The 24,567-nt window shown below is 51.4% G+C and carries 24 protein-coding genes; 22 read left to right on the forward strand and 2 right to left on the reverse strand.

Going from position 1 to position 24,567, the window contains the following annotated elements; translation table 11 throughout:
• The first annotated feature begins 9 nt into the window (after positions 1-9).
• The 10 genes from AC0YNX_RS03300 to AC0YNX_RS03345 all read left to right on the forward strand — a co-directional run bounded on the left by AC0YNX_RS03300 (position 10) and on the right by AC0YNX_RS03345 (position 11,183).
• Positions 10-792, forward strand: a complete 783-nt coding sequence (locus AC0YNX_RS03300) for an ABC transporter ATP-binding protein (RefSeq protein ID WP_475814205.1) — start codon at positions 10-12, stop codon at positions 790-792.
• Positions 789-1,805, forward strand: a complete 1,017-nt coding sequence (locus AC0YNX_RS03305) for an SAM-dependent methyltransferase (protein WP_475814206.1) — start codon at positions 789-791, stop codon at positions 1,803-1,805. The genes AC0YNX_RS03300 and AC0YNX_RS03305 overlap by 4 nt, the downstream gene beginning before the upstream one ends.
• Before the next feature lie 106 nt (positions 1,806-1,911).
• Entirely contained in the window at positions 1,912-3,534 is a 1,623-nt protein-coding gene (locus AC0YNX_RS03310) for a serine/threonine-protein kinase (protein ID WP_475814207.1), read from the forward strand.
• 70 nt (positions 3,535-3,604) lie between these two features.
• Positions 3,605-4,303: a response regulator transcription factor gene (locus AC0YNX_RS03315; protein ID WP_475814208.1), complete on the forward strand. Its 699-nt coding sequence runs from the start codon at positions 3,605-3,607 to the stop codon at positions 4,301-4,303.
• Entirely contained in the window at positions 4,300-5,655 is a 1,356-nt protein-coding gene (locus tag AC0YNX_RS03320) for a HAMP domain-containing sensor histidine kinase (RefSeq protein ID WP_475814209.1), read from the forward strand. Before AC0YNX_RS03315 ends, AC0YNX_RS03320 begins: the two co-directional genes overlap by 4 nt.
• An 18-nt stretch (positions 5,656-5,673) precedes the next feature.
• On the forward strand, positions 5,674-6,537 hold the full coding sequence (locus AC0YNX_RS03325; protein ID WP_475814210.1) for a carbon-nitrogen hydrolase family protein: 864 nt from the start codon (positions 5,674-5,676) through the stop codon (positions 6,535-6,537).
• Between the two features lie 32 nt (positions 6,538-6,569).
• Complete coding sequence (locus AC0YNX_RS03330) at positions 6,570-7,232, forward strand: GNAT family N-acetyltransferase (RefSeq protein WP_475814211.1); 663 nt, start codon at positions 6,570-6,572, stop codon at positions 7,230-7,232.
• Between the two features lie 28 nt (positions 7,233-7,260).
• On the forward strand, positions 7,261-7,929 hold the full coding sequence (locus tag AC0YNX_RS03335; protein ID WP_475814212.1) for a GNAT family N-acetyltransferase: 669 nt from the start codon (positions 7,261-7,263) through the stop codon (positions 7,927-7,929).
• 41 nt (positions 7,930-7,970) lie between these two features.
• Entirely contained in the window at positions 7,971-8,750 is a 780-nt protein-coding gene (locus tag AC0YNX_RS03340; protein WP_475814213.1) for an MBL fold metallo-hydrolase, read from the forward strand.
• 468 nt (positions 8,751-9,218) lie between these two features.
• The gene (locus AC0YNX_RS03345; protein ID WP_475814214.1) at positions 9,219-11,183 is read left to right on the forward strand and encodes an endonuclease MutS2; all 1,965 of its coding nucleotides are present in this window, start codon (positions 9,219-9,221) and stop codon (positions 11,181-11,183) included.
• Between the two features lie 84 nt (positions 11,184-11,267).
• On the opposite strand, the gene AC0YNX_RS03350 is transcribed toward AC0YNX_RS03345, so the two are convergent.
• Entirely contained in the window at positions 11,268-11,912 is a 645-nt protein-coding gene (locus AC0YNX_RS03350; RefSeq protein WP_475814215.1) for a thiamine diphosphokinase, read from the reverse strand.
• Positions 11,913-12,130: 218 nt separating this feature from the next.
• On the opposite strand from AC0YNX_RS03350, the gene AC0YNX_RS03355 reads away from it, so the two are divergent.
• Both AC0YNX_RS03355 and AC0YNX_RS03360 read left to right on the forward strand, forming a co-directional pair.
• The gene (locus AC0YNX_RS03355; protein WP_475815172.1) at positions 12,131-12,814 is read left to right on the forward strand and encodes a trimeric intracellular cation channel family protein; all 684 of its coding nucleotides are present in this window, start codon (positions 12,131-12,133) and stop codon (positions 12,812-12,814) included.
• Positions 12,807-13,289 (forward strand): low molecular weight protein-tyrosine-phosphatase, encoded by a 483-nt coding sequence (locus tag AC0YNX_RS03360; RefSeq protein ID WP_475814216.1) that lies wholly within the window; start codon positions 12,807-12,809, stop codon positions 13,287-13,289. The genes AC0YNX_RS03355 and AC0YNX_RS03360 overlap by 8 nt, the downstream gene beginning before the upstream one ends.
• 62 nt (positions 13,290-13,351) lie before the next feature.
• Here the strand turns inward: AC0YNX_RS03360 and AC0YNX_RS03365 are convergent, their stop codons facing one another.
• Complete coding sequence (locus AC0YNX_RS03365; RefSeq protein ID WP_475814217.1) at positions 13,352-14,095, reverse strand: alpha/beta hydrolase; 744 nt, start codon at positions 14,093-14,095, stop codon at positions 13,352-13,354.
• A 290-nt stretch (positions 14,096-14,385) separates the two neighbouring features.
• On the opposite strand from AC0YNX_RS03365, the gene pdhA reads away from it, so the two are divergent.
• The 10 genes from pdhA (at position 14,386) to AC0YNX_RS03415 (ending at position 24,558) form a co-directional block, all read left to right on the forward strand.
• Entirely contained in the window at positions 14,386-15,453 is a 1,068-nt protein-coding gene (gene pdhA, locus AC0YNX_RS03370) for a pyruvate dehydrogenase (acetyl-transferring) E1 component subunit alpha (RefSeq protein ID WP_475814218.1), read from the forward strand.
• Positions 15,454-15,494: 41 nt separating this feature from the next.
• Positions 15,495-16,472: an alpha-ketoacid dehydrogenase subunit beta gene (locus AC0YNX_RS03375; RefSeq protein WP_475814219.1), complete on the forward strand. Its 978-nt coding sequence runs from the start codon at positions 15,495-15,497 to the stop codon at positions 16,470-16,472.
• 35 nt (positions 16,473-16,507) lie between these two features.
• Entirely contained in the window at positions 16,508-17,863 is a 1,356-nt protein-coding gene (locus tag AC0YNX_RS03380) for a dihydrolipoamide acetyltransferase family protein (RefSeq protein WP_475814220.1), read from the forward strand.
• A 4-nt stretch (positions 17,864-17,867) separates the two neighbouring features.
• The gene (lpdA, locus tag AC0YNX_RS03385; RefSeq protein ID WP_475814221.1) at positions 17,868-19,283 is read left to right on the forward strand and encodes a dihydrolipoyl dehydrogenase; all 1,416 of its coding nucleotides are present in this window, start codon (positions 17,868-17,870) and stop codon (positions 19,281-19,283) included.
• Between the two features lie 119 nt (positions 19,284-19,402).
• Complete coding sequence (locus AC0YNX_RS03390; RefSeq protein ID WP_475814222.1) at positions 19,403-19,897, forward strand: acyl-CoA thioesterase; 495 nt, start codon at positions 19,403-19,405, stop codon at positions 19,895-19,897.
• Between the two features lie 51 nt (positions 19,898-19,948).
• Complete coding sequence (locus AC0YNX_RS03395) at positions 19,949-20,743, forward strand: thymidylate synthase (protein ID WP_475814223.1); 795 nt, start codon at positions 19,949-19,951, stop codon at positions 20,741-20,743.
• Between the two features lie 17 nt (positions 20,744-20,760).
• Positions 20,761-21,261: a dihydrofolate reductase gene (locus AC0YNX_RS03400; RefSeq protein ID WP_475814224.1), complete on the forward strand. Its 501-nt coding sequence runs from the start codon at positions 20,761-20,763 to the stop codon at positions 21,259-21,261.
• A gap of 230 nt (positions 21,262-21,491) precedes the next feature.
• A complete protein-coding gene (locus AC0YNX_RS03405; RefSeq protein ID WP_475814225.1) occupies positions 21,492-22,979 on the forward strand; it encodes a glutamate synthase subunit beta in 1,488 nt (495 codons plus the stop codon).
• An 80-nt stretch (positions 22,980-23,059) separates the two neighbouring features.
• The gene (locus AC0YNX_RS03410) at positions 23,060-23,377 is read left to right on the forward strand and encodes a hypothetical protein (RefSeq protein ID WP_475814226.1); all 318 of its coding nucleotides are present in this window, start codon (positions 23,060-23,062) and stop codon (positions 23,375-23,377) included.
• Between the two features lie 62 nt (positions 23,378-23,439).
• A complete protein-coding gene (locus AC0YNX_RS03415) occupies positions 23,440-24,558 on the forward strand; it encodes a hypothetical protein (protein ID WP_475814227.1) in 1,119 nt (372 codons plus the stop codon).
• Positions 24,559-24,567 lie beyond the last annotated feature (9 nt).

Below are 24,567 nucleotides of genomic sequence, written 5' to 3' on the forward strand. Positions count from 1 at the left end.
GGGTATACTGTGATTACGTTAAAGGACATTACGTTCCGCCGTGGGGATCGGCAAATACTTAGTGGCGTTAATCTTCAGGTGAACAAAGGCGAGCATTGGGTCATCCTCGGCCGCAACGGCTGTGGGAAGACGACGCTGCTCGAGATGATGACGGGGTACCAGTTCCCGACTTCGGGTACAATTGATGTACTCGGCAATCGTTTCGGCGAATGTGATGTGCGGGAAGTGCGCAAGGAAGTCGGCTACATCAGCCAATCCATTATTGAGAAGCTGACGCTGCGTGACCCGGTATGGGAAGTAGTCGCAACAGGAGAGTATGCCTTCCTCCGTTTCTATCAAACGATCGACGAGGACGTTCGTCTGAAGGCTCTTCGTCTGCTTGATGAAGTTGGGCTCTTGCATACCGCAGAGCAGACGCTCGCGACACTTTCCCAAGGTGAACGCAAGAAGGTAATGCTTGCTCGCGCGCTTATGTCGAATCCGAAAATTCTCATTATGGACGAGCCTTGTGCAGGTCTTGATCTCTATGAACGCGAGAAGCTGTTAATTGATCTTGGCCGATTGAGTAAGCGCGACATTACTGTGGTATACGTTACGCATCATATGGAGGAAATTATCCCGCTGTTCACGCATGTTGCACTCGTGCAGGATGGACAGATTCTGTCAGCGGGACCGAAGAAAGAAGTGCTAAGCAAAGAATGGCTGAGCCGTGCATACGACTGGCCAGTTGAAGTAGAATGGGCGGATGACCGCCCGTGGATTCGGGCATTACCAGGAGGCATATTGAATTGAGTCATTGGATAGGGACAGCGAATCACGGCTTTGCATCGCTTGCGATGGAAGAACTGCGCCGGTTCGTTAATGGTATTAAATTCACCCAGCTTATCGCGGGTGAAGTATTCAAGATGGAAGTACCGCTTGAACGTGAGGAGCTGCTCGAGCTTCTCCGGAAGAATGAACCGATCTTCCTGCGGCACATTCAGCATATAGAACGTGCTTTGCCGATTCAAGGCAGTGCAGATGATCTGCAAGCATTGTCTGATCTGGTTCGCCACGCACGCACGCGCGTTGTGGATCAAACCGTAGCGGTGCATCTTCGCCGCGTGGAGAAATCGCCGTTCATGTATTCCGCTGCCGATACGAAGTCGGTTCTGGATGCAGTCTTAATGGAGCTCGGCGCTGAGACTGTGATGCAGTCGCCTGACATGATCCTGTCGATCTTCGCGGGAGCAGAGGAGCTCTATGTCGGCTGGGGAACTCCGGCTGAACAGCTGTCCGATTGGCCTGGAGGCGCTGTGCGTTTTCAACGCGAAGAAGGGCAGATTTCGCGGGCGAAATTCAAGCTGCTCGAGGCAGAGCGTGCGTTCAAGCTATACTTTGAGACCTACCGGCAAGCGGTCGATATCGGCGCTGCGCCAGGCGGATGGACTCAGCTGCTGCTTGAGCGCGGACTGCGTGTAACCTCCATCGACCCGGCTAATCTACATCCGTCACTTTCGGCCTATCCAAGGCTGACAGCGATGAAGAAGAACGCGTCGGATGTGAATTTTGAACCGGGAACGTTCGATCTTCTCGTCTGCGATATGAGCTGGAGCCCGATGCAGATGGCGAAGCTTGTGCTTGAGAAGTCGGACGCACTGGCGGATGGCGCGACCGCAATCATTACACTGAAGCTGATGCATAAGAAGCCGCTTCAGACGATCCGCGATGTCATCGCGAAGCTTGAGAGCGCCTTCGAGCTGAAGCGGGCGAAGCAATTGTTCCACAACCGTGACGAAATTACGTTATACTTGGTAAAGAAGTAGCGCGACTATATAACGAACATGGGAAAGCATCCCGATTGAATCGACTGCCCGGCAGTTGTTCATTCGGGGTGCTTTTTGTGTTTATGGATCAGGAGGGATTGAAGACATGAACGACATGGCACGGAATGAACATGCAGTTCGCAGCTATGAGTCTGGCGACATCATCGGCGGGCGTTATCGGATCATTGGACGTATTGGACGCGGAGGAATGGGCGAGGTATATGCAGCTGAGGATCTCCGTCTGCAAGGCAAGCTTCGGGCTATCAAAGTGAGCCTTATTAACGCCGGTCACCCATCAAGCAGTGCTGAAGAAGCAGGACTGCTTATGCGTCTGAACCATCCGCATCTACCGCTTATCATAGATTATTTTTCGCCGGATCAGTACGGTCATGAGCTTCTGGTCATGGATTATATCGAAGGCATGACTCTACAGGCATATCTGGCACAGCACGATGGAATCATACCTGCTGCCCAGGCAGCAGATATAGGCATGCAGCTGGCGGATGCGCTGCATTACCTGCACACGAGGGAACCGGCCATTATTCATCGTGACTTGAAGCCTACGAACGTGATGATCGACCGGAGCGGCTTTGTGCGCTTGATTGATTTGGGCATTGCGCGGGTATACAAGCCTGGGAAGGAACAGGACACGGTGAAGCTGGGTACCCCGGGCTTTGCCGCTCCTGAACAGGAAGGTGAGCAGCAGAGTGATATTCGCACGGACATATTCGGGTTAGGAGCGCTGCTCTATTACATGCTTAGTGGCGGGAGAAAAGTGGCTATTCATGCTGGAATGCCGCCGAATTCTGCTCTTCGCGAATTGACTCATGTACCCAAAGAACTAGCATCCGTAATCAGCCGGATGATTGAACCGCATCAGAGCCTCAGGTATAGCAATGTCAAAGAAGCACAGAACGAGCTTGCGAAATGTCTTTCCATCCTGCCATCTATAAGCGCAGGTTGCGATGAACGGGCTCAGGCCTCCCGAAAGCAGAACATTATCGTTGCTTCGTTATCGCCAGGGGCGGGCGGGACCTTCGTTACATTGACGCTTGCTCACTTGCTTCACGCGCGCCAAATCCCTTGTGCGGCGATTGAGCATCCCGAGCTGGAGCCGGAATGGCATGCGCTTCTGGCGCAGCCGGCACAGCAGCACACCGCCAGACTCACAGTGCCAATGTACCGCAGTTTCTACTCGTCCGCGTCGCGTCATCTCCAATGGTTCGCGCTCGAACCTGCGCTCTTGCAGTCAAACCTCGACTCTGCTATGCAATATAAGATACTGTGCGCATCCATTGCAGCACCGGTCCAGCTGACGGATGTCTCTAGCAAATGGACTTCCCCCGCAGGGTCGTCTATGGCGTCCGACATGGCTCGGGAGATGGAGTTAGAGTTGATTCAATGCGACATGCTTGTATTCGTAGTTGATCCTACGGTGTCCAAATGGACCCACCATCGTATGAAGACGGCCGAACGTATCAGCTATGAGCGTGACAAGGCAGGCCGAGAGACTTACTGGCTTGCGAACAAAGCCATGAAGTTCCGTTATCGCAGCGAATGGATCAGTGCAATGCCGAAGAAACCATTATGCGAAATCCCGCTGTTGCCGGCTGAGAATTGGGTGCAGCAGCAATGGTCAGGGGAATGGGCGACCGCGATTCGAAGCTGGCTTCCACAGCTAGAACGTGCTCTAAACCCGCTCATAGCACGGATCGACAAGGCTCGCTAATGCTTGCATTGGCTCATCTGCTTCTTTATGATAGTGAAGAAGTCTACTACGAAGTGGGTGCGAACCAAGAATGAACGAACGCATTCTAGTCATCGAAGATGAAGATGGCATTGCGCGAGTCCTCCAATTGGAGCTGGAACATGAAGGTTATGTCGTCGGTCGCGCTGCTGATGGCAGGAGCGGCCTTGAGCAAGCGACGAACGGCGAATGGGATATGCTGCTGCTGGATGTGATGCTGCCTGAGCTGAACGGTATTGAAGTGCTGCGCAGAATTCGCCAGTCCGGCAATCCGATTCCGATTATTTTGCTGACTGCACGTGATACAATTCCCGATAAAGTAAGCGGCTTTGAGCATGGCGCTAATGATTATATTACGAAGCCATTCGCAATGGAGGAGCTGCTGGCGCGAGTCCGCAATCTGCTGCGAATCTTCCAAGCTCAGCCGAAGGAAGTGGAGAGCCCGGATGTGCTTAAAGTGGCAGACCTGTCGATCGAGCTGCGTACGCGCAAGGTGTATCGCAAAGATGTGCTGATCGAGCTCACGCCACGTGAATTCGAGCTGCTCGTTTACTTGGCGGAGCATCGGAATGATGAGAAATCGCGGGAAGATATTTTGTCAGAAGTATGGGGCTATGATTTCATCGGCGAGACGAATCTTGTTGATGTGTACATTCGATATTTGCGGCAGAAGATTGATAAAGGCTATCGGCATAAGCTCATACATACCGTGCGCGGCGTCGGCTATATGCTGAAGGAGCCGGATGCATGACGCTGCGAAGAAGGTTTACGTTCTTTACCATCTTTTGGCTGATCTTCATTCTCATCTTGTTTAATATATTCGTCTATTTATTTGTAATCAAAATTACGATGAGAAGCGAAGATCAGCTGCTTACGAATAAAGTGAATATCCTGCTCGAGGATAGGCGGATCAGCGAACCGACGCAGCTGTCGAACGCAGATTTGCTTCGGGATTATTATAATGTCGATGAGTTGATGCGCATTGTGAACAGCAGCGGCAAGATTCTTAATTCGCAAGGGTCCGATCCCGAGCTGCTTGCGCTGAAGCCCGTGTTTACAGATAAGCACGATACGGGCATGTTCTTCATCGAAGGACGAAGAGTGCTCTATATGAAAGTGCCGCTCTACAAGAACAACGAAGTGATCGGCACGCTGGAGATTTATCGCAAGCTGCAGCTGCTGGACAGCTACTTGCAAGTGCTTGTCATTGCGCTGACGATTACGAGTATCGGCGCGATTCTGTTCGCCATCTTCGGGACTTATTGGTTTACCTCCAGGCTCACCTCGCCGATTCAACATATGGTCCAGACGATGAGGGAGATCGACAGAAGCGGCAAGCTGCGACAGATAGAGCTTGCGCAGCGCGATCAGTCTGCCGAGCTGCTGCAGCTGGCGCGCGCGTTCAATCAGATGATTAACCGGCTTGATCGGCAGTTCGAGCGGCAGAAGCAGTTCGTCGCTGACGCATCGCATGAACTGAAGACGCCGCTTACGGTTATTAGCAGCTACGCCGGCATGCTGAAGCGATGGGGGCGCGATGATGCGAATATTCGCGATGAAGCGATTGAAGCGATCAGCAAGGAATCGCAGCGCCTGCAGAACTTGACGAAGTCGATGCTGCAGCTGGCGCAAGCGGAGCAGGAAGACTGGCTCAACATCGAGAGCTTCAATCTCGTACAGCTGGCGGATGAGACTGCGGATATGCTGCATTTGACTTTCCAGAGGATGATTCGGGTACATACGGGCAAGCAGGATGTAAGGCTGAACGGCGACAAGGACAAGATTCGCCAGCTGCTCGTTATTCTGATCGATAATGCCATTAAATACAGTAAAGACGCTATCGATATTACGTTATCGATAAACAAAGGTATCGTTCGACTGTCCGTGTCGGACAAAGGGATCGGTATTCCTGAGGATGAGATGCCGAATCTGTTCGAGCGGTTCTACCGCGTCGACGGGGCGAGAAGCCGGACCACCGGGGGAGCAGGCCTTGGCTTATCCATTGCCAAACGGATCGTCGATCTGCATGAGGGCAAGATCGACGTGTTCAGCAAGCCGGAGCAAGGGACGACGATTTCGGTCGCGCTGCCGCAGAAGAAATAAACGAATAGGGGATGCCAAATGAGCAGTTTACGTGTAAGCGCCGTGCAATACAAGCTCGCGGATATTGAGAGCTTTGAAGATTTTGCCGCGCAATCGACGCACTATGTGAGGAACGCTTCGGAATACGGCGTACAGTTCGTCTTGTTTCCGGAATTTTTTACGACGCAGCTACTCTCGATCGGAGATGAGCAAGGCCGCCCGCTTTCAATTGAGCGGTTGCCAGAGTTTACAGACCGCTATATCGCGCTGTTCCAGTCGCTTGCGGCTGAGTACAACATGCACATCATCGGCGGCACGCATGTCATTGATGTTGGCGGCGGCAAGCTGAATAATGCAGCGCATCTCTTCTATCCGGACGGCCGCGTCGAGCGGCAAGCGAAGCTGCATATGACTCCGACCGAGCGTGATGAATGGAACATGCAGCCTGGAGATGGCTTGCAAGTGTTTGATACGGAGTTTGGCACAATCGCGATGCTGACTTGTTATGATATCGAGTTCCCAGAGATCGTTCGGATGGCGAGAGCTAAAGGCGCTGATATTATTTTCTGCCCATCTTGCACGGATGACCGCCATGGCTTCTACCGCGTTCGCTATTGCTGCCATGCTAGAGCCGTCGAGAATCAAGTGTATATCGTCACGACAGGCACGGTCGGCGCGTTGCGCAAAGTTGATTTCATGCGTGCGAACTTCGGACAAGCTGCCGTTATTTCGCCTAATGACATTCCGTTTCCTCCAGCAGGCATCATGACCGAAGGCATTATTAACGATGACATGCTTGTTGTGGCTGACCTCAACGTTCAGCTTCTGCATGACGTTCGCGCAGCCGGTTCTGTAACGACTTGGCGCGACCGTCGCATAGATCTGTACGGCGATTGGAAGTAAGCATTGACGGAAAGGGAGGAGACTTTCGCGAGATGCGTAAATCGTTAATCGTCTACTTGAACGGCAAGCCAATCGAGATCATCATTCGCAATTACACGGCTGCAGATATCGAAGGCATGATTGAGATCCAACGGGTAAGCTTCCCGCCGCCATTCCCATCCGAGCTGTGGTGGAATGAGGAGCAGCTCAAGCAGCATATTGAATTGTTCCCGGAAGGTGCTATCTGCGCGGAGATGGACGGCAAGCTCATCGGTTCTATGACTGCGCTTCGTGTAAGCGAGGAGCAGTTGAAAGGCGGACATAGCTGGGAGTCCATCACCGGCAGCGGCTATATTACGAATCACGATCCGCATGGCTCTACGCTTTATGTTGTGGATCTATGCGTCATTCCGGAGCTGCGCAAAGCCGGAATCGGCAAGTGGCTCATGCTTACTATGTACGACGTTGTTGTTCATTTGCGGCTGGCTCGTTTGCTAGGTGGCGGACGGATGCCGGGGTATCATAAAGTGCAGGACGAAGTAACAGCAGAGCAATACTTGCAGGGGATTGTCGATGGGAAGTTTAATGATCCCGTCATCTCATTTCTGCTAAGGTGTGGCCGGATGCCGGTCGGTGTAGCGGAGCATTATTTGGAAGATGAGGAATCCTGCGACTATGCTGCTCTAATGGAATGGCGCAATCCTTTTATAACCTAAACTATATCACTGAGAGGAAGTATTGAACTTGGACTATATCCGTATTAAATCCATTCATGATCCGCTGTTTGCAAGCATGCACAAGCTGCTTGAAACCGTGTTCCCGCCTGAAGAGGTGTATGCCTATGAGAAATGGGAGGGTCCGCTTCAGGACGACAGCATCCACGTATACGTCGCTGTGCATGAAGGAGAAGTGGTCGGTACGACTGAATACCGATACTATCCGAAGCTTCGCGTTGCGATGACGGACTTCACCATTATCGGACGTGCGGGACTCGGCATTGGACGCTTCCTGATGAAGCGCAGAAGCGCTGACTTGGCAAGCCTAGCGGCAGCTAGCGAGACGGAATCGCTCGGCATGTTCGCTGAGATCTATAATCCTGCGCTCGCTCAGTCTGACTTCGGCGGTATCTACCCGATGAGTCCTTTTGTTCGCCGCGAGGTGCTGTCGCATATCGGCTACATGCGTCTGGATTTCCCATATGTGCATCCGTCTTGGGAAGAGGACGGCGCAGCTGTGGGCGGCTTGGACTTCTGCTTCCTGCCGCAGGACGAAGATAGAACAGAGTTGCCGGCTTCACTCGTCACTGATTTTCTAACCGAGTACTATTCTGCGCTTCCGAATAAGCCGGATGAATGGTATGCAATGATGGAGCAGTTGAAGACGAAGACATCGATTGCACTGCTGCCTCTGTAGGCCTCTGTAAGGCTGTTTATTTACCCAAAGGAGTGATTTTCATGACCCTATCTATCACCTTCTGGGGAACAGGTGATTCCATGGGGGTTCCACGCGTGTATTGCTCTTGCGCTGTCTGCGAAGAAGCGAGAGGAAGCGGTCTGAATCGTAGATTTCGCTCGCTTGTCCATCTGGCAGATGAAGAGTTTGGCACGATGCTAATCGACTGCGGCCCGGATTGGCGCAGCCAGATGGAAGGGGCATCGCTCAAGCAGATCGATACGATGCTAATTACGCATGCGCATTTCGACCATATCGGCGGACTGCCGGAGTGGGCGGATTTGAATAGATGGCTTGGACGCAGAGGACGGGCATATGCGATGCAAGACGTCATTGAAGCGATCAAGCGCCAATACCCGTGGCTGACGAACCAGATTGATTTTCATCCAATCGATGGTCTGCTGCAGTTTGGCGGGTGGGAAGTGCTGTGCTGGCGCGTGAATCATGGCAAGAATGGACATGCTTACGCATTCCGTTTCAGTCATGCGGCTACGGGACGTGCTTTCGCGTACTGTTCGGATTCAATTGCGCTTCAAGGCGAGGAGCTTGTGCCCCTTGCAGGGCTGGATCTGCTCATTCTCGGAACGAATTTCTACAAGGAACCCTTTCCGTTCGAGTCGAGATCAGTGTACGATGTGACAGAAGCGCTTGAACTCATCGAGGAGTTTAAGCCAGGCAGAACGTTGCTGACGCATATGTCGCATGATATAGACCTTGCACATGATTATGCACTGCCCGAAGGCGTCGCTTATGCCCGAACGGGGATGACCGTTGTTGTATAAAATAGGTATAGGCGATTGTACGCTTGACTTCGTCATGGTTGGAAAGCTATAGTAAAAGTAACTTTATGCAGCAAGGGGAAATTTTAATGTCGGTTATGGTTCTTAACTTCTAAATTGGATAAGACTTGGAGCCTGAAGTGCTTCAAGTGGCGATAAGCTGAAACAACATTTGCACTTTGTTAATAAATTTGTGGTAATCCCACAGGTTTATTTCATCGTGAAGTTGTCATGCTTCCGCCGACCAATGAGTTAAGAACATGACAATTTCCGCCTGCTGGACGGTAAATTAGCGTGCTCTTGGAGCACGCTTTTTTCATTGTAGGGACTTCTATGCTCATGCCGCGTGGGTGGTCCGCTTCAGTGAACAATTTATCGTCATTAACGAGACAGGAATGGGAAGCGTGATGCGCTTTCCGTTCCTGTTTTTTTTATGTTCAAATTTATATTGCAAAGGATGGATCATGAACAATGAATAACCGTACAATGACGAAATTAGAATTCGATAAAATCAGAGATATGCTGCTATCCTACACGGTATCAGGTCCAGGAAAAGCACTTGCGGAGCGGCATCAGCCAAGCTCGCAAGCAGGTCAGGTTAGCGCGTGGCTGACGGAGACGGCTGAGGCTGTCCGTTTGCTGGCAACCGGAGCAAGCGTACCGATCTCGGCGATGGAAGGCATGGAGAGCTTCATGGCGCTACTCGGCAAAGGCAAAATCTACTCTGAGCTTGAGCTGGGCAGTCTCGCCGTATGGCTCACTTCAGTGGCGCAAATGAAGAGGTATATGGCGAGCAAGCAGATGACGGCTCCAACTATCAGCAGCTATGCTGATTCGATGCATGATTGCCCAGAGCTGCTGCAAGAGCTGGATCGTTGTATCCGGCACGGTGTGCTGACCGATCTGGCGTCGCCTGCGCTTGGCGATATTCGCAGACATCTGGCTGCTGCAGAGGATCGGATTGAGCGCAAGCTGAACCAGCTGCTTGGCAAATACAAGTCCGCGCTGCAAGATCCGCTAGTCAGCAAGCGTAACGGTCATTTCGTACTTCCTGTGAAACGCGAGCTGCGTAAGCAAGTGCCGGGCACCGTCTGGGATGAATCGGCGAGCGGTCAGACTCTGTTCGTTGAGCCGGTCGATGTCGCCGACCTGCAAGTAGAGTGGCAGATGTGGAAGTCCGAGGAGGAGCGGGAGCGGACGGCTATCCTATCGCAATTGTCCGATCTCGCAGAGGAACAAGGTCCGAAGCTGAAGTGGAATGTGGAAGCGATGGCTTCGTTTGATTTCATCTTCGCGAGAGGGAAGCTGGGCCGCACTTACAATGGCATTGCTGCGGCGATCGCCGAGAAGCCTTATGTGCGGCTCGTTGGAGCTCGCCATCCGCTCTTGGGAGAGAAGGCAGTGCCGCTGACGGTCGAAATCGGCGGAGAGTGGCGGCAGCTTATTATCACTGGGCCGAACACGGGCGGCAAGACGGTCGCACTCAAGACGATCGGCTTGTTCGCGCTTATGACGCAAGCGGGCCTGCTGATCCCGGCGCAGCCAGGCACAGAGCTGGGACTCTTCCAATCGATTCAGGCCGATGTCGGCGACGGTCAGAGCATCGAACAGTCGCTCAGCACATTCTCCGCGCATATGGACTGCCTGAGCGAAATGCTTCGCGGGGCGAATGCAAGATCGCTCATTCTGCTCGATGAGCTCGCGGCTGGAACAGACCCGGGCGAAGGCATTGCGCTCGCCATTGCCGTCCTCGAAGAGCTGCTCCAGCGGGGCTCTCTCGTTGCGGCTACGACACATTTTAACGAGATTAAACGATTTGCCGCTCGCACGAAGGGATGTACGAATGCAAGGATGGCATTCGATGCAGAGACGCTGAAGCCAATCTATCAGCTGGAAGTCGGCGAGGCGGGAGACAGTTACGCCCTTGCTATCGCAAGACGGTTCGGCTTGCCGGAGAAGGTCGTTCAGCGAGCTGAAGAGCGGCTTAGAGCAACGGCGCGATCTGCCGCAGGATCTATAGTTGCAGAAGATGAGTTGGCATTTGAAGCAATTGAAACAAAGCCTGTTCCTGAGCGAGAGAACAAAGCGAAGCGCCCGAAAACAGCTCAAGCGAGTGAAGAGCCGCAAGATGGGGCGAAGAAGCCATTCGAAATCGGCGATTGCGTGTGGATCTATCCGCTGAAGCGAACCGGGATTGTCTATCAAACAGCGAATGAGCGCGGGGATGTCGTTGTTCAAGTTCAGAAGACGAAGATGACCTTCAATCGCAAACGGCTGTCGCTCTATATCCCAAGCAAGCAGCTATATCCGGAGGGCGAATATGATATGGATATCGTGTTCGAATCGAAGGAGAACCGCAAAGTTCGTCATCAGATGAAACGCAAATATGCGCCGGGACTGACAATCGTCACGCCGCCGGACGAACAGAAGGGTTAATCTAGTCGCGCACATTCCGCGCATACAACAACAGCCAGCTCCTCGCACCTACGCGGCGGAACTGGCTGTTTCTATTAATACGCTCTAGTCGCGGCTCTCAATCACAAGCAACAATCCTTCTCTCAGCACAATCGAACCTTGCCCTCCAAGCAGCTTGTTACTGATTCCGAGAGACTGTCCGATCTCAAGCGTTGCATCATGAAGCGGATACTGGAATCCAGTCAGCGTAATGCCTGTCACTCGTTCGGTCAAAGGCAGGAGCGAGATGTAAGTGTAACCTTTGTTAATGAGGTTAATTGTCCCTGCTGATGCAAGCTGAATGCAATTATTCTCGTCTATAATTGCGGCAGAAATTCCTTGCTGCTGCGCCATCCGAAGCAAATGTACATTTGCAAGCGAATGATCGAAGCGGGTTCCGAGAGCGCCAACCATAACGATATGCTGTGGATTCCGGGACAACGCGAGACGCCAAGCAAGCTCCGTATCGGTGTAATCTTTATCGATCGGGTCGTAATCATGCGTTTCACGGCTCATCTCGCGGATGAAAGCAAGCTGCTCAGGCGTCACCGAATCGAAATCGCCAAGCGAGATATTGGGCTTATACCCGTTCTCCGCTAGGAATAGCGCACCTGCGTCTGCACCGATCAGCAGATCGCCGTCCTCTATGAGATCGAACGCCCAACTACCCAGTCGGCCACCGGTAAAAATAACGATACGTGTAGGTTCCATTTGCTCCATCTGCCAGCCCTTCGGTATATGATTTGCGTCGCAGTGATTTTCGCTTTAGCCAGTATACTTCTGATTGCCGTGCGTTGACTAGCTTAGATTCGGTCATAATGAATGAAGGTAATGCTTGAAGAATATGAAGACCGCGGCTACAATGAGTAAGGATTATTATGAATCGGGGAGACACGCGGGGGCATCATGAGATGAATATTCAGATGGACATGGATATTTTCACGGTATTCAGCATTATAGGGACGATAGCGTTTGCCGTGAGTGGAGCCATCGTTGCGATGGAAGAAGAGTATGATATTTTGGGCGTGTATGTGCTGGGATTAGTTACAGCTTTTGGCGGAGGCGTTATTCGTAATCTGCTCATTGGCGTACCGATCCCGACGATTTGGACACAGGGCATGCTGCTGAAGACAGCGGTCGTTGCGATGACAATCGCGTTTATTCTGCCCGTCAGGTGGCTCAAGACGTGGAAGAAGAGCGAAGCGTTCTTCGATGCGATCGGATTATCGGCGTTTGCCATCCAAGGAGCACTGTACGCGGCGGGTAAGTATCCGCTGAGCGCAGTCATGGTTGCTGCGATGCTGACGGGTATCGGCGGCGGTATGATTCGAGACGTTCTGGCTGGGCGGAAGCCGCTCGTGCTGCGGGACGAAATCTACGCCGTGTGGGCAATGGCGGCAGGCGCTGTCATCAGCCTGGGATGGTTCCATACGCCGGCGCAGCTGTTGATCTTGTTCGTGGTCGTTATTATTTTCCGCATGCTGTCCGTTCATTATGGCTGGCGCTTGCCGCGCCGGTCATTGAAATATGCGCTGGCTCAATCGGTTCATACCGATGAGAAGAGAGCCGCCGCTGCAAATCAAGAGCAAGTCGAAAGGAAGCAAAATGATTAACGTATTGTTTGTATGTCTCGGCAACATTTGCCGCTCGCCGATGGCGGAAGCCGTATTTCGGCATCAATTGAAGGAACAGCAATTGGAGGATCGTATTTCGGTCGATTCGGCCGGAACGGGCGATTGGCATCTCGGCAAGCCGCCTCACGAAGGCACGAGGAAGCTGCTAGACGAATACGGCATCTCGTATTCGGGCATGCGTGCCAGACAGGTGCTCATCCAGGATTATCAGTCGTTTGACTATATTATCTGCATGGACAGCAACAATGAGCGCGATGTGCGCCAGCTGTTCGGCAATAAGTCGGATGGTCATGCGAAGGTGTTCAAGTTCATGGATCTGCTGCCGGAGAAGACGGGCGATGACGTGCCGGACCCTTATTACACAGGTAATTTCGACGAGGTATATGGACTGGTATCCGAAGGCTGCGCGAAGCTAATCGAACGAATCGGTGCGGAGCAACGCGAATTTATATAAAAGACAAGAAGACCGTATTCCTTGAAATGTTAGGAGTACGGTCTTCTTTCTGTTTATTGGGTCTAAGCCTCTTCATGCAAAAAAGTGCGAAGCGCATCCGGGATGTGCTGCTGCCAGAAACCCCACACATGATCCCCATTGTGCTCGCTGTATGAGATGCGGGCTCCTTTGCTCTCTAGAATCGCTTTCATCTCGCGGTTAATAGCTACGAAATCATAGATTTTGCCGCTGTCGGACTTAAACGCCGTTTCTTGCAAGCCTACGATCATGAATAGCGATAACTGGCTTAAATCAGCAGCAGCCTCCGCAATTGCCCGCGACGCGGGATAAAAGGCACCTGACAAGGAAATAACTTGATCGAACAAATCCGGATAGGAGAGGGCGATGTGAAGGCTGACTGTTCCACCTAGTGAATCGCCAGCAAGAATACGAGCGCTCTTCTCGCGTCTAGCCGGATATCTGGACTCGATATATGGAATGAGTTCGTCGCCGAAGAACGCTACATAGCCGCTGTGGCGATCGCCATTAGGCGCATATTCTGACGTGCGGTGCGCGAGATCGACTTCGACGCCAACAATAATAAACGGCTCGATCCCTTCATCGAGAATGAGCTGGTTCGCCGTTGTTGCAATCCGACCGAAGTTAAAGAATTGTTCACCGTCCTGACAGTAGACAACAGGGTAGCTGAGCAACTCGTTATAGCCCGGCGGCAAATAAATCCGTAGATTTCTCTCACCTTCCGGCAAATACCGACTGGGAATAACATCCTTCACAATCGTCCTTTTCAAATAACGCTCATCAGTCATGAATAAAACTCCTTTGTCCTTGCATGGTTTGTACGTGTTGTGGGTAAACAAAAGGGAGGCGGTTCTGTGTAGTTTTTACAAGTGTTTCCTGTTCTACCCCTGTTGTATTATCCTGTACTAGTGCATTGATAGTTCTGTTACATATACAATTTAGCAGGATGATAGATGAAATGTTGCAAAATACAACGGTTTATACTGTTTTATGCTTTGACCATTTCGGTTAAACAGGTTTATAATCATTCTATAACAGAGATACTCGTTTTTTCAAATATTCAACTGAGGTGAACAATATGAGCAAGCTGCCTTACGAAGTTCAGACGGAGCCTGTCACTCCACTTTCCGTTCTGTCGCCCGAGGGAGAAATCGTCAATGAGGCGATGATGCCGAATTTGTCGGATGAGCAATTGAAAGAAATTATGTATCGTATGGTTTTCACACGCACATGGGATGAGCGTGCAGTTAATTTGGGAAGACAAGGACGCCTTGGCTTCTATGCTCCTGTATCCGGTCAAGAAGCATCCATGGTCGGCAGCGAGTACGCGCTGAATAAAGATGACTTCGTCTGCCCGGGCTACCGTGATATGCCACAAATCGTATGGCACGGTCTTCCGCTCTACCAAGCATTCCTATATTCCCGCGGTCATCAGCACGGCGGTCAAATTCCTGAAGATGTGCACGTATTGATGCCGCAAATCATCATCGGCGCACAGATTCTGCACGCAACAGGCGTTGCAATGGCGTTCAAGAAGAAGAACGAGAAGCGCGTAGCAATCACTTATACAGGTGACGGCGGTTCCTCCGAGGGCGATTTCTACGAAGGCATGAACTTTGCCGGCGTATTTAAGCTCCCAGTTATTTATGTTGTACAAAATAACGGCTATGCGATCACAACGCCATACGCGAAGCAAACTGGCGCATTGTCCGTCGCACATAAAGCAGTAGCAGCGGGTATCCGCGGCATTCAAATCGACGGCATGGACGTTCTTGCTGTCATCAAAGCCGTTCAAGAAGCAGCAGAGCGCGGCCGTAACGGCGAAGGCGCGACGCTGATCGAAATGCTGACATACCGTTTCCGTCCGCACTCCATGGCGGATGACACATCGAAGTACCGTACGAAGGACGAAGAAGCAGAGTGGGCGTTGAAAGATCCGATCACTCGTTTCGCGAAGTTCCTCGAGAAGAAAGGTCTGTGGACTGAAGAAGATACAGCTCGTGTGAAAGAAGAAGCGAAAGCGACTGTAAACGAGCACATCAAGAAAGCAGAGCAAACCGAAAAAATGACAGTGAACGGCTTGATCGACTCCATGTTCGAACATACACCGGCACACCTGGAAGCGCAAAAAGCCGATTTTCAATAATGGGATGATAACAGAAGCAAGCTAAGGAGGAACTCGCGACAATGGCTCAAATGAATATGAAAGAAGCGATCCGCGATGCAATGCGCGTGGAGCTGAAGAATGACCCGAACGTGTACGTCTTCGGTGAAGATGTTGGTAAGGTCGGCGGCGTATTCCGTGCGACTGAAGGACTTCAAGGAGAATTCGGCGAAGATCGCGTATTTGATACACCGCTTGCTGAATCTGCAATCGCAGGTATGGCAGTAGGTATGGGGCTTCAAGGCTTCCGTCCCGTAGCGGAAATTCAATTCGTCGGCTTCATCTACGAAGCGATGGACCAAATGTTTATCCAAGCAGCTCGTATGCGTTACCGCTCCGGCGGCCGTTACAACTCGCCAATCGTATTCCGTACGCCTTTCGGCGGCGGCGTTAAAGCGGCTGAGCTGCACACGGATTCGCTCGAAGGCTTGGCTATCCAAACGCCAGGTATCAAAGTAATCGTGCCTTCCAACCCGTACGATGCGAAAGGTCTGCTCGTTGCGGCAATCCGCGACAATGACCCTGTATTCTTCATGGAGCACTTGAACTTGTATCATGCATTCCGTCAAGATGTGCCTGAAGAGGCGTACACAGTCGAGATCGGCAAAGCGAACGTGGTTCGTGAAGGTTCCGATGTGACAATCATCGCTTACGGCCTGATGGTTCACACTGCGGTTAAAGCAGCTGAAGAGCTCGAGAAAAGCGGCGTGAAGGCTGAGGTTATCGACCTTCGTACATTGCTTCCGCTCGATATCGACACAATCGTAGCTTCGATTAAGAAAACAAACCGTGCGATCGTTGTGCAAGAAGCACAAAAAACGTCCGGTGCAGCAGCAGAAATCATTGCTCAAATTAACGAGCACGCGATTCTTCACCTGGAAGCGCCAGTACTCCGCGTAGCTGGTCCTGATACGGTTTATCCGTTCGCGCAAGTTGAAGACGCTTGGCTGCCTAATCCGGCACGGATTGTGAAGGCTGTTAATCAAGTGATGAACTTTTAATCATAGACATCAGGTTGTGAAGGAGGTCACGGAACGTGGCAAAATTCGAATATCGTTTCCCGGAGCTCGGCGAAGGTCTGCATGAAGGCGAAATCGTCAAAATGCACATTACGCCGGGTGCTACGGTAACGGATGAAGATATTATCATGGAAGTGCAGAACGACAAGGCGATCGTAGAAGTTCCTTGTCCTGTAAACGGCAAGGTGCTTGAAGTGCTTGTTAAGGACGGTCAAGTATGCCACGTCGGCGATATCGTTGCGATTATCGACGCGGAAGGCGAATTGCCTGAGCAAGCGGCACCTGCCGGCGACAGCCACAGCAATGCAGCACCGGCAGCTCCAGCACCGGCGGCAGCAGCTCCGGCTGCGGCACCTGCGCCAGTACAAGCAGCAGCTCCAGCGGCACCTGCAGCTCCGGCAGCAGCGCCAGCTCCTGCGAAAGCAGCAGGCGGTCTTGTGCTTGCTACACCAAGCGTGCGCAAATACGCTCGTGAGAAAAGCGTAGATATCAGGGCAGTTGCGGGATCGGGCAAGAATGGCCGCATCACTCGCGAAGATATCAACGCATTCGCAGCGGGCGGCGGCGCAGCGGCTCTTGCAGCGGCAGGCGCAGCGGTTGAAGCACCTGCAGCGGGCGAAGCGAAAGCAGCTAGCGCTCCAGCAGCGGCTGCACAAGTTGTTGTGGGCGATCGCGTAGAAGAGCGCGTGCCGTTCAAAGGCATCCGCAAAGCGATTGCGAACGCAATGGTGAAGTCGGTGTATACAGCTCCTCACGTTACAATCATGGACGAAGTCGATGTAACGGCGCTTGTTGAGCTTCGTACGAAAGCGAAGCCTCTAGCAGAGAAGAAAGGCGTTAAGCTGACTTACCTGCCATTCATCGTGAAAGCACTCGTAGCTGCATGCCGTCAGTTCCCGGTTATGAACGCGATGCTTGATGAAGAGAAACAAGAAATCGTCTACAAGAAGTACTACAACATCGGTATCGCTACAGATACGGACAACGGCTTGATCGTTCCGGTTATCCACGATGCTGATCGCAAGAATGTTTGGATGGTTGCTGACGCAATCAAAGACTTGGCGACACGCGGCCGCGATGGCAAGTTGACGCCAGCTGAGATGAGAGGCAGCACGATTAGCATTACGAACATCGGTTCCGCAGGCGGTATGTTCTTTACTCCGGTAATCAACTTCCCTGAAGTTGCAATTCTGGGTACTGGCCGTATTTCCGAGAAGCCGGTTGTGAAGAATGGCGCGATTGTCCCTGCTTCCGTAATGGCACTTTCCCTAAGTTTTGACCACCGTCTCATCGACGGCGCAACAGCTCAAAACTTCATGAACTACATTAAACAGCTGCTTGCTGATCCGCAATTACTTGTAATGGAGGTCTAAAACGATGGTAGTAGGAGACGCTTCTCTAGATATTGATTTGCTCGTTATCGGCGCTGGCCCAGGCGGCTATGTGGCAGCAATTCGTGCCGCACAGCTTGGTCAAAGCGTGCTCGTTGTAGATAAACAATATGTTGGCGGTGTGTGCTTGAACGTAGGCTGCATCCCTTCCAAGGCGCTCATTTCCGCGTCGCACCAATATGAATCCATTGGCCACGCTTCTTCCTTCGGTATCACAGCATCCGATGTGAAAGTGGAATGGAGCAAAGTGCAGGAGTTCAAGAACGGCGTCGTTAAGAAATTGACTGGCGGCGTTGGCGCCCTGCTTAAAGCAAACAAGATCCAATTCTTCAGCGGCGAAGTGATGTTCATTAACGAGAACGAAGCTCGTGTATTCAATGAACAAGAAGCACCTCGTTACCGCTTCAAGAACTGCATTATCGCAACTGGCTCCCGGCCAATCGAGCTCAAAGCATTCCCTTACAGCGGGCGCATCGTGTCTTCGACAGAAGCGCTTAGCCTGCCGGAAATTCCGAAGAGCCTCGTTGTTATCGGCGGCGGCTACATCGGCGTAGAGCTTGGCCAAATGTACGCTCGCTTCGGCACGAAGGTTACTGTAATCGAAGGCTCCGATTCGATTCTCCCAGGCTTCGACAGCGACATGTCTGCACTTGTTGCGAAGAAGCTGAAGGGCTCCAAAGCGGAAATCGTTACAGGCGCACAAGCGAAGAGCGCAGCTCAAACTGACAACGACGTAACTGTAACATACACAGTTAACGGCGAAGATAAGACAGTTACTGCTGACTACCTGCTCGTAACGGTTGGCCGTCGTCCAAACACGGACGGTGAGCTTGGCCTTGATATGATCGGCGTGAAAATGACGGATCGTGGCATGGTTGAAGTTGATGAGCAATGCCGTACCAGCATTCCGCACATCTATGCAATCGGCGACATCGTTGCAGGCCCTGCGCTTGCGCACAAAGCAATGTACGAAGGCCGCGTAGCTGCTGAGGCGATTGCTGGACAACCAAGCAAGATCGACTACAAGTGCATTCCGCTTGTTGTCTTCTCCGATCCTGAGCTCTCGAGCGTAGGCTACAGCGAGAAGGAAGCGAAGGAGAAAGGCTACAACGTGAAAGTGGGCAAATTCCCGTTCAACATCAACGGACGCGCACTGTCCCTCGGCGTGAACGAAGGCTTCGTGAAGATCATTGCTGACGCGGATAACGGCCTTGTGCTTGGCGCGCAAATCGCGGGTATCGAAGCTTCCAACATGATTTCGGAGCTTGGCCTAGCTATCGAAATGGGCGCAACGCTTGAAGATATCGCCCTGACGATTCATGCTCACCCAACGCTTGGCGAGATCGTGCTTGACGCAGCGGAAGTTGCTCTTGGTCATCCGATCCACGCAATCTCCAAATAATCCAGTTTCACTTGATACGAGAAGAGGTCACGCCGCAGCTTACTGCAGCGGGCCTCTTTTCTACATAGATGACGATTTGATAATTCTTCTCATCCCTCAGCAAGGTGGTGCACCTAGCAATGTCAACTGAAACAGGCAGCAAATTAACAAGCGAATCCAGATCGACGATGATGCAGCTTATTTTCCCGCTTGATACGAATTATCATGGTACGATGTTCGGCGGTAAGGTCATGGAGTACATGGACAAAATCGCAGCGATTGCAAGCATGCGTCATGCACGCGGACCTGTCGTGACGGCATCGACGGACAGCCTTGATTTTGTTGCGCCGATAAAGGTTGGCGACATGATTGACGTCGAAGCATTCGTTACGTGGACCCATAAGAGCTCGATGGAAATCTACGTTAAAGTTCAGACGGAGAATGTATATACGGGCGAGCGGAAAACGGCAGTCACTGCATTTTTCACCTTTGTAGCGCTTGATGAGAATGGGAAGCCGACCAGAGTCCCAACCATCGTACCTGAGACCGAAGAAGAGAAGCAGCTCCATGCGTCTGCGCCTGATCGATATGATCTAAGAATGCAGCGAAAACAGGACAGACAAAAGGGCAAATAAATGGTATAATCTTGGGATAGGTATCGTTAAGAGGAAGGGGAATGACTGCAAGTGAGAGCTTATTTAGACTTGCTTCGCGATGTGCTGGAGAACGGTGTAGAGAAAGAAGACCGGACCGGGACCGGAACGAAGTCCGTATTCGGGCGCCAGCTTCGGTTCGATTTAAGCAAAGGCTTTCCTCTCGTTACGACGAAGCGAATACATGTGAAATCCATTATCCACGAGCTGCTCTGGTTCTTGAAAGGTGAAACGAATGTAGGTTACCTGCAGGAGAACGGAGTACGGATTTGGAATGAATGGGCGGACGAGAACGGCGACCTTGGGCCTGTGTATGGCTCGCAATGGCGAGCTTGGGAGACGCCTGATGGCCGTAAGATTGATCAGATCGCAGCTGTTGTCGATTCCATCAAACGTAATCCGGATTCCCGTCGCCATATTGTAAGCGCGTGGAACGTGGCTGAGATTGATAATATGAAGCTGCCTCCATGTCACTTTGTATTCCAGTTCTATGTTGCGAATGGCAAGTTGTCCTGTATGCTGACGATGCGTTCATCGGATACTTTTCTTGGGCTGCCGTTCAACATTGCACAGTATGCGCTTCTGACGCATATGATTGCACAGCAGTGCGATTTGGAAGTCGGCGAATTCATTTATTCAGGCGCGGATGTTCATATTTACAGTAATCATATCGAACAAGTTGAGCTGCAGCTGACGCGTGAGCCTCTCCCGCTGCCGACGCTTCATATAAAAAGGAAGCCGGACTCGATCTTCGATTATCAATATGATGATTTCGAAATTGCAGACTATCAACATCATCCGACGATCAAAGCGGAAGTCGCGATTTAAGGAGCCGGAATTCAAACATGACAATTACGATGATCGCTGCAATGGCTCGGGGTAGAGTGATTGGCGTTAACAATGGCATGCCTTGGCATTTGCCGGCTGAGATGGCGCATTTTCGCCGTTCAACCCTTGGACATACGGTCGTTATGGGCCGCAAAACGTTTGAATCCTTCGGAGCACGTCCGCTCCCGAAACGCCGAAATGTCATCTTGACGCGGAGTCATGACTTTGCGCCAGAGGGCTGTGAAGTTGTTCACTCGGTTGAAGAGGCCATTGCAAAATACGGTGCAGGCGAGGCGGATTCCGATGAGCTTATGATTATAGGCGGGACGGAGATTTATAAGCAGTTTCTTCCATATGCAGACAAGCTGCTGCTGACCGAGGTGGATGCGGAAGTTGAAGGCGATGCGCATTTCCCTGATTTTGACCTTGGTGAGTGGTCTGTTAAGAGTCGAGAGCCTTATGCGAAAGATGAGAAGAATGCCTATGACTTCGAGGTCGTCACTTATGTAAGAAATTAGCAGGTGTCGGGTTCCTCAAATTGGAAATGACGTACAATAGGTGAGAAAGTGCAAATGATTGTACGGAAAATCCATTTATAGTGATGAGCCTGCTTGCTACGATATTACAAATAGTTTATCAGGTTTATAATGGGAAAGTTTGATATTGAATAATAGACTGATTCCCGATATAGTTTTAGAGAGATATTGTGAACATTCGGAATGGGAAAATGGATGGAGGAAAAGCAATCATGTCTACACCTACTGGATTTATGGACTACAAACGCGAGCTGCCGGCAGACCGCGATCCGCTTGAACGGATTAAGGATTGGGAAGAATTTCATAAACACTTTAGCGATGATCAATTGAGAACCCAAGGCGCGCGCTGTATGGATTGCGGAACGCCTTATTGTCATACAGGCATGGAATTGGCGGGCGGAGCTTCCGGCTGTCCAGTGAATAACCTCATTCCGGAATGGAATAACTTGATCTACCGCGGTCTATGGCGCGAAGCGTTGGATCGTTTGCATAAGACAAACAATTTCCCTGAGTTTACAGGTCGTGTTTGCCCGGCTCCGTGCGAAGGCTCGTGTACAATCGGACTGATCGGCGATGCGGTTACAATTAAGACAATCGAACAGTCGATCATCGACAAAGGCTTCGAGGAAGGCTGGGTTGTACCACAGCCGCCGCTTATGCGCACAGGCAAGAAAGTTGCAGTTGTTGGCTCCGGTCCTGCTGGTATGGCTGCCGCGGCACAGCTGAACAAGGCTGGTCACACAGTAACGGTATATGAGCGTGCGGACCGCATTGGCGGCTTGCTCACATACGGTATCCCAACGATGAAGCTGGATAAGAAAGTCGTTCAGCGCCGCGTGGACCTGATGGAAGCGGAAGGCGTTAACTTCGTAACGAATGCTGAAGTCGGCGGCAACGTACCAGCAGAACAATTGATGAACGAGTTCGACGCCATCGTTCTTTGCGGCGGCGCAACGAAAGCTCGTGAAGTCGATATTCCAGGACGTGAACTGAATGGCGTTCATCTTGCGATGGACTACTTGAATGGCACGATTAAGAGCTACCTGGATTCGAATCTGGAAGACGGCAACTACATCTCGGCAAAAGATAAAGACGTCATCGTGATCGGCGGCGGCGACACAGGTACTGACTGCGTAGCGACAGCGCTTCGTCACGGCTGCAAGTCGGTTACACAATTCGGTACAGTAGGCAAAGCTCCTCTCACTCGCGATAACGAGAAGAACCCTTGGCCGCAATTCCCGAACGTGTACACGCTTGATTACGCGCAAGAAGAGGCGAAAGCCCTTTACGGTTCTGATCCTCGTGCATTCTCCGTGCTGACGAAGAAATTCGTAGGCGATGAGAATGGCAACCTGAAAGAGCTGCACACGGTTCAAATCGAGCGTACTGTTGATGAGACTGGCCGCAGAATTTATACTGAAATTCCAGGTACAGAGAAAGTGTGGCCTGCTGATCTCGTTATGATTGCTGTTGGCTTCGACGGACCTGAGCAAACATTGGTTCAGAAGCTTGGTCTTGAAACAGACCGCCGTTCGAACGTGAAAGCGGCATATGGTCAATACAAGACAAGTGTAGATAAAGTATTCGCTGCAGGCGACATGCGCCGTGGACAAAGCTTGGTTGTTTGGGCAATCAACGAAGGCCGCGAAGCTGCTCGTGAAGTGGATCGTTACTTGATGGGAACAACAATGCTGCCATAAGCTTTAGCTAAATAACAAAAGCGCCTTCGGGCGCTTTTTCTTTCGTTAGGCGAATAGATGAAGAGGGGGCAAATAAAGACATGATTCAATACGGATCGGATACGATAACACAGCTTCGATTTGTTGCATTTAAGCCGCGGTTAGAGCGCCGCGATCATCAGTGGATTGACATTGTATTGCGCGCAGAAGTCGCTGAGGAGACGCCAGTGCCAGAAGGCTTGATGGATATGTCGATTTATGTCATCTGTACGCTGAGCGGTGCAATTGCTCAGATTGTTCCATTAGACGAGGATTGCGATTGCGAGTTTCAGTTTACCTCAGATGAGAAGGAACAGATTCGCGCATTTATAGAAAGTGAAGATATTCAAGGTCAAATCGCAAAACTAGCACTCTCTTAACGCTAGCGGATTGTGGTAAAATGTACCTGATTGTAGTGCTGCGATCAGGAGGAGATAGCCCCGTGACAGGACTAGCTGCAGGTGTGCTCACACGGACAGAGATTCATAATATCCGCCATTATGTTCAGCATAAGTATGGCGACCTGCCAAGTGGGCGGCGTGCAGAGATCGTCGCTGACGCGATGCAGCGCATTGTACAGCGGCAACTGCCGGACTTCCCGGACAAGTACAAACGCCAGATTAGCACGGAACTCTTAAGAAGCATTGCAGCTGGCAAACAATTGCCGCCGATTCAAGAGAAGCATATATTCGCAGCCTGTATGTCTATTTCGTTCGAGGACGAACCGGGGCTTATTGAGGCTCTTCAGCATTGGACGGAGCGGAGTCTTGGCGTGAAGCTCGAACGCGACGTATTCCGTGGCGTTGTCGATGAGGCCAAGCATATTATTAGCCATCCTTCGCTTGCTTTGGAGGCATGGGATGCAGTTATTGGTGTAGCAGGCGTTAGAGCTGAGAATCGCGGATTGCTTGCAGAAGTAATCGAGTTACCGAATGCCTACCCGGCAAGTACATGGTTGAGGGGCCAATCCCGCCAATTTCTAATGATGGCGGTGCTGCTTGGCGCTGCAATTATAGGGTATGCTTCATATTCACTGCCGTTATCCGATTCTGAGGCTAAGCCGAAGAAGGTAATGACAGTAGAGAATAAGGCCAAGCAGCCTGAAACCAAGCAGCTGCAAGCCGGTCTCCCGAAGGAGCTTCGTTATATCGAGGTCGACCGACCGAAGCTCGTCCAATTTCTGCAGAAGAAATCATCGCTGCTTGCAGAAGAACCTTACTTAAGTGCCATACTAAGTGCGGCAAAGGCGAACAATATTCATCCGCTGCTGCTGTTTGCCATCACAGGGCAGGAGCAAGCTTTTGTACCCAAAACCTCGAAGAATGCCCGCGAAATCGCGAATAATCCGTTTAACGTGTTCCATAGCTGGCAAGAGTTTAATACAACGATAGCAGAATCGGCGAGAATCGCATGCAAGACGATTAACCGCATTAGTGCAGATCGTCCTGCGGATAAAGATGCATTCTTATGGTTGAATACGGAATATGCAGAGGATCCGAACTGGTCAAACGGAGTTAGCCGCATTATGGATACGATGGTTCGCCAAATAATGATTGAATGAACGGTAAAG

The organism is Paenibacillus sp. J31R98, assembly GCF_056269245.1.

Bases quoted from the DNA above. Each gene is read 5' to 3' on its own strand.
- AC0YNX_RS03320 (WP_475814209.1), top strand. From the start codon at position 4,300: ATGACGCTGCGAAGAAGGTTTACGTTCTTTACCATCTTTTGGCTGATC.
- pdhA (WP_475814218.1), top strand. From the start codon at position 14,386: ATGAGCAAGCTGCCTTACGAAGTTCAGACGGAGCCTGTCACTCCACTT.
- AC0YNX_RS03315 (WP_475814208.1), top strand. From the start codon at position 3,605: ATGAACGAACGCATTCTAGTCATCGAAGATGAAGATGGCATTGCGCGA.
- AC0YNX_RS03345 (WP_475814214.1), top strand. From the start codon at position 9,219: ATGAATAACCGTACAATGACGAAATTAGAATTCGATAAAATCAGAGAT.
- AC0YNX_RS03365 (WP_475814217.1), bottom strand. From the start codon at position 14,095: ATGACTGATGAGCGTTATTTGAAAAGGACGATTGTGAAGGATGTTATT.
- AC0YNX_RS03400 (WP_475814224.1), top strand. From the start codon at position 20,761: ATGACAATTACGATGATCGCTGCAATGGCTCGGGGTAGAGTGATTGGC.
- AC0YNX_RS03390 (WP_475814222.1), top strand. From the start codon at position 19,403: ATGTCAACTGAAACAGGCAGCAAATTAACAAGCGAATCCAGATCGACG.
- AC0YNX_RS03410 (WP_475814226.1), top strand. From the start codon at position 23,060: ATGATTCAATACGGATCGGATACGATAACACAGCTTCGATTTGTTGCA.
- AC0YNX_RS03375 (WP_475814219.1), top strand. From the start codon at position 15,495: ATGGCTCAAATGAATATGAAAGAAGCGATCCGCGATGCAATGCGCGTG.
- AC0YNX_RS03405 (WP_475814225.1), top strand. From the start codon at position 21,492: ATGTCTACACCTACTGGATTTATGGACTACAAACGCGAGCTGCCGGCA.
- AC0YNX_RS03310 (WP_475814207.1), top strand. From the start codon at position 1,912: ATGAACGACATGGCACGGAATGAACATGCAGTTCGCAGCTATGAGTCT.
- lpdA (WP_475814221.1), top strand. From the start codon at position 17,868: ATGGTAGTAGGAGACGCTTCTCTAGATATTGATTTGCTCGTTATCGGC.
- AC0YNX_RS03355 (WP_475815172.1), top strand. From the start codon at position 12,131: ATGGATATTTTCACGGTATTCAGCATTATAGGGACGATAGCGTTTGCC.
- AC0YNX_RS03340 (WP_475814213.1), top strand. From the start codon at position 7,971: ATGACCCTATCTATCACCTTCTGGGGAACAGGTGATTCCATGGGGGTT.
- AC0YNX_RS03360 (WP_475814216.1), top strand. From the start codon at position 12,807: ATGATTAACGTATTGTTTGTATGTCTCGGCAACATTTGCCGCTCGCCG.
- AC0YNX_RS03325 (WP_475814210.1), top strand. From the start codon at position 5,674: ATGAGCAGTTTACGTGTAAGCGCCGTGCAATACAAGCTCGCGGATATT.
- AC0YNX_RS03350 (WP_475814215.1), bottom strand. From the start codon at position 11,912: ATGGAACCTACACGTATCGTTATTTTTACCGGTGGCCGACTGGGTAGT.
- AC0YNX_RS03330 (WP_475814211.1), top strand. From the start codon at position 6,570: ATGCGTAAATCGTTAATCGTCTACTTGAACGGCAAGCCAATCGAGATC.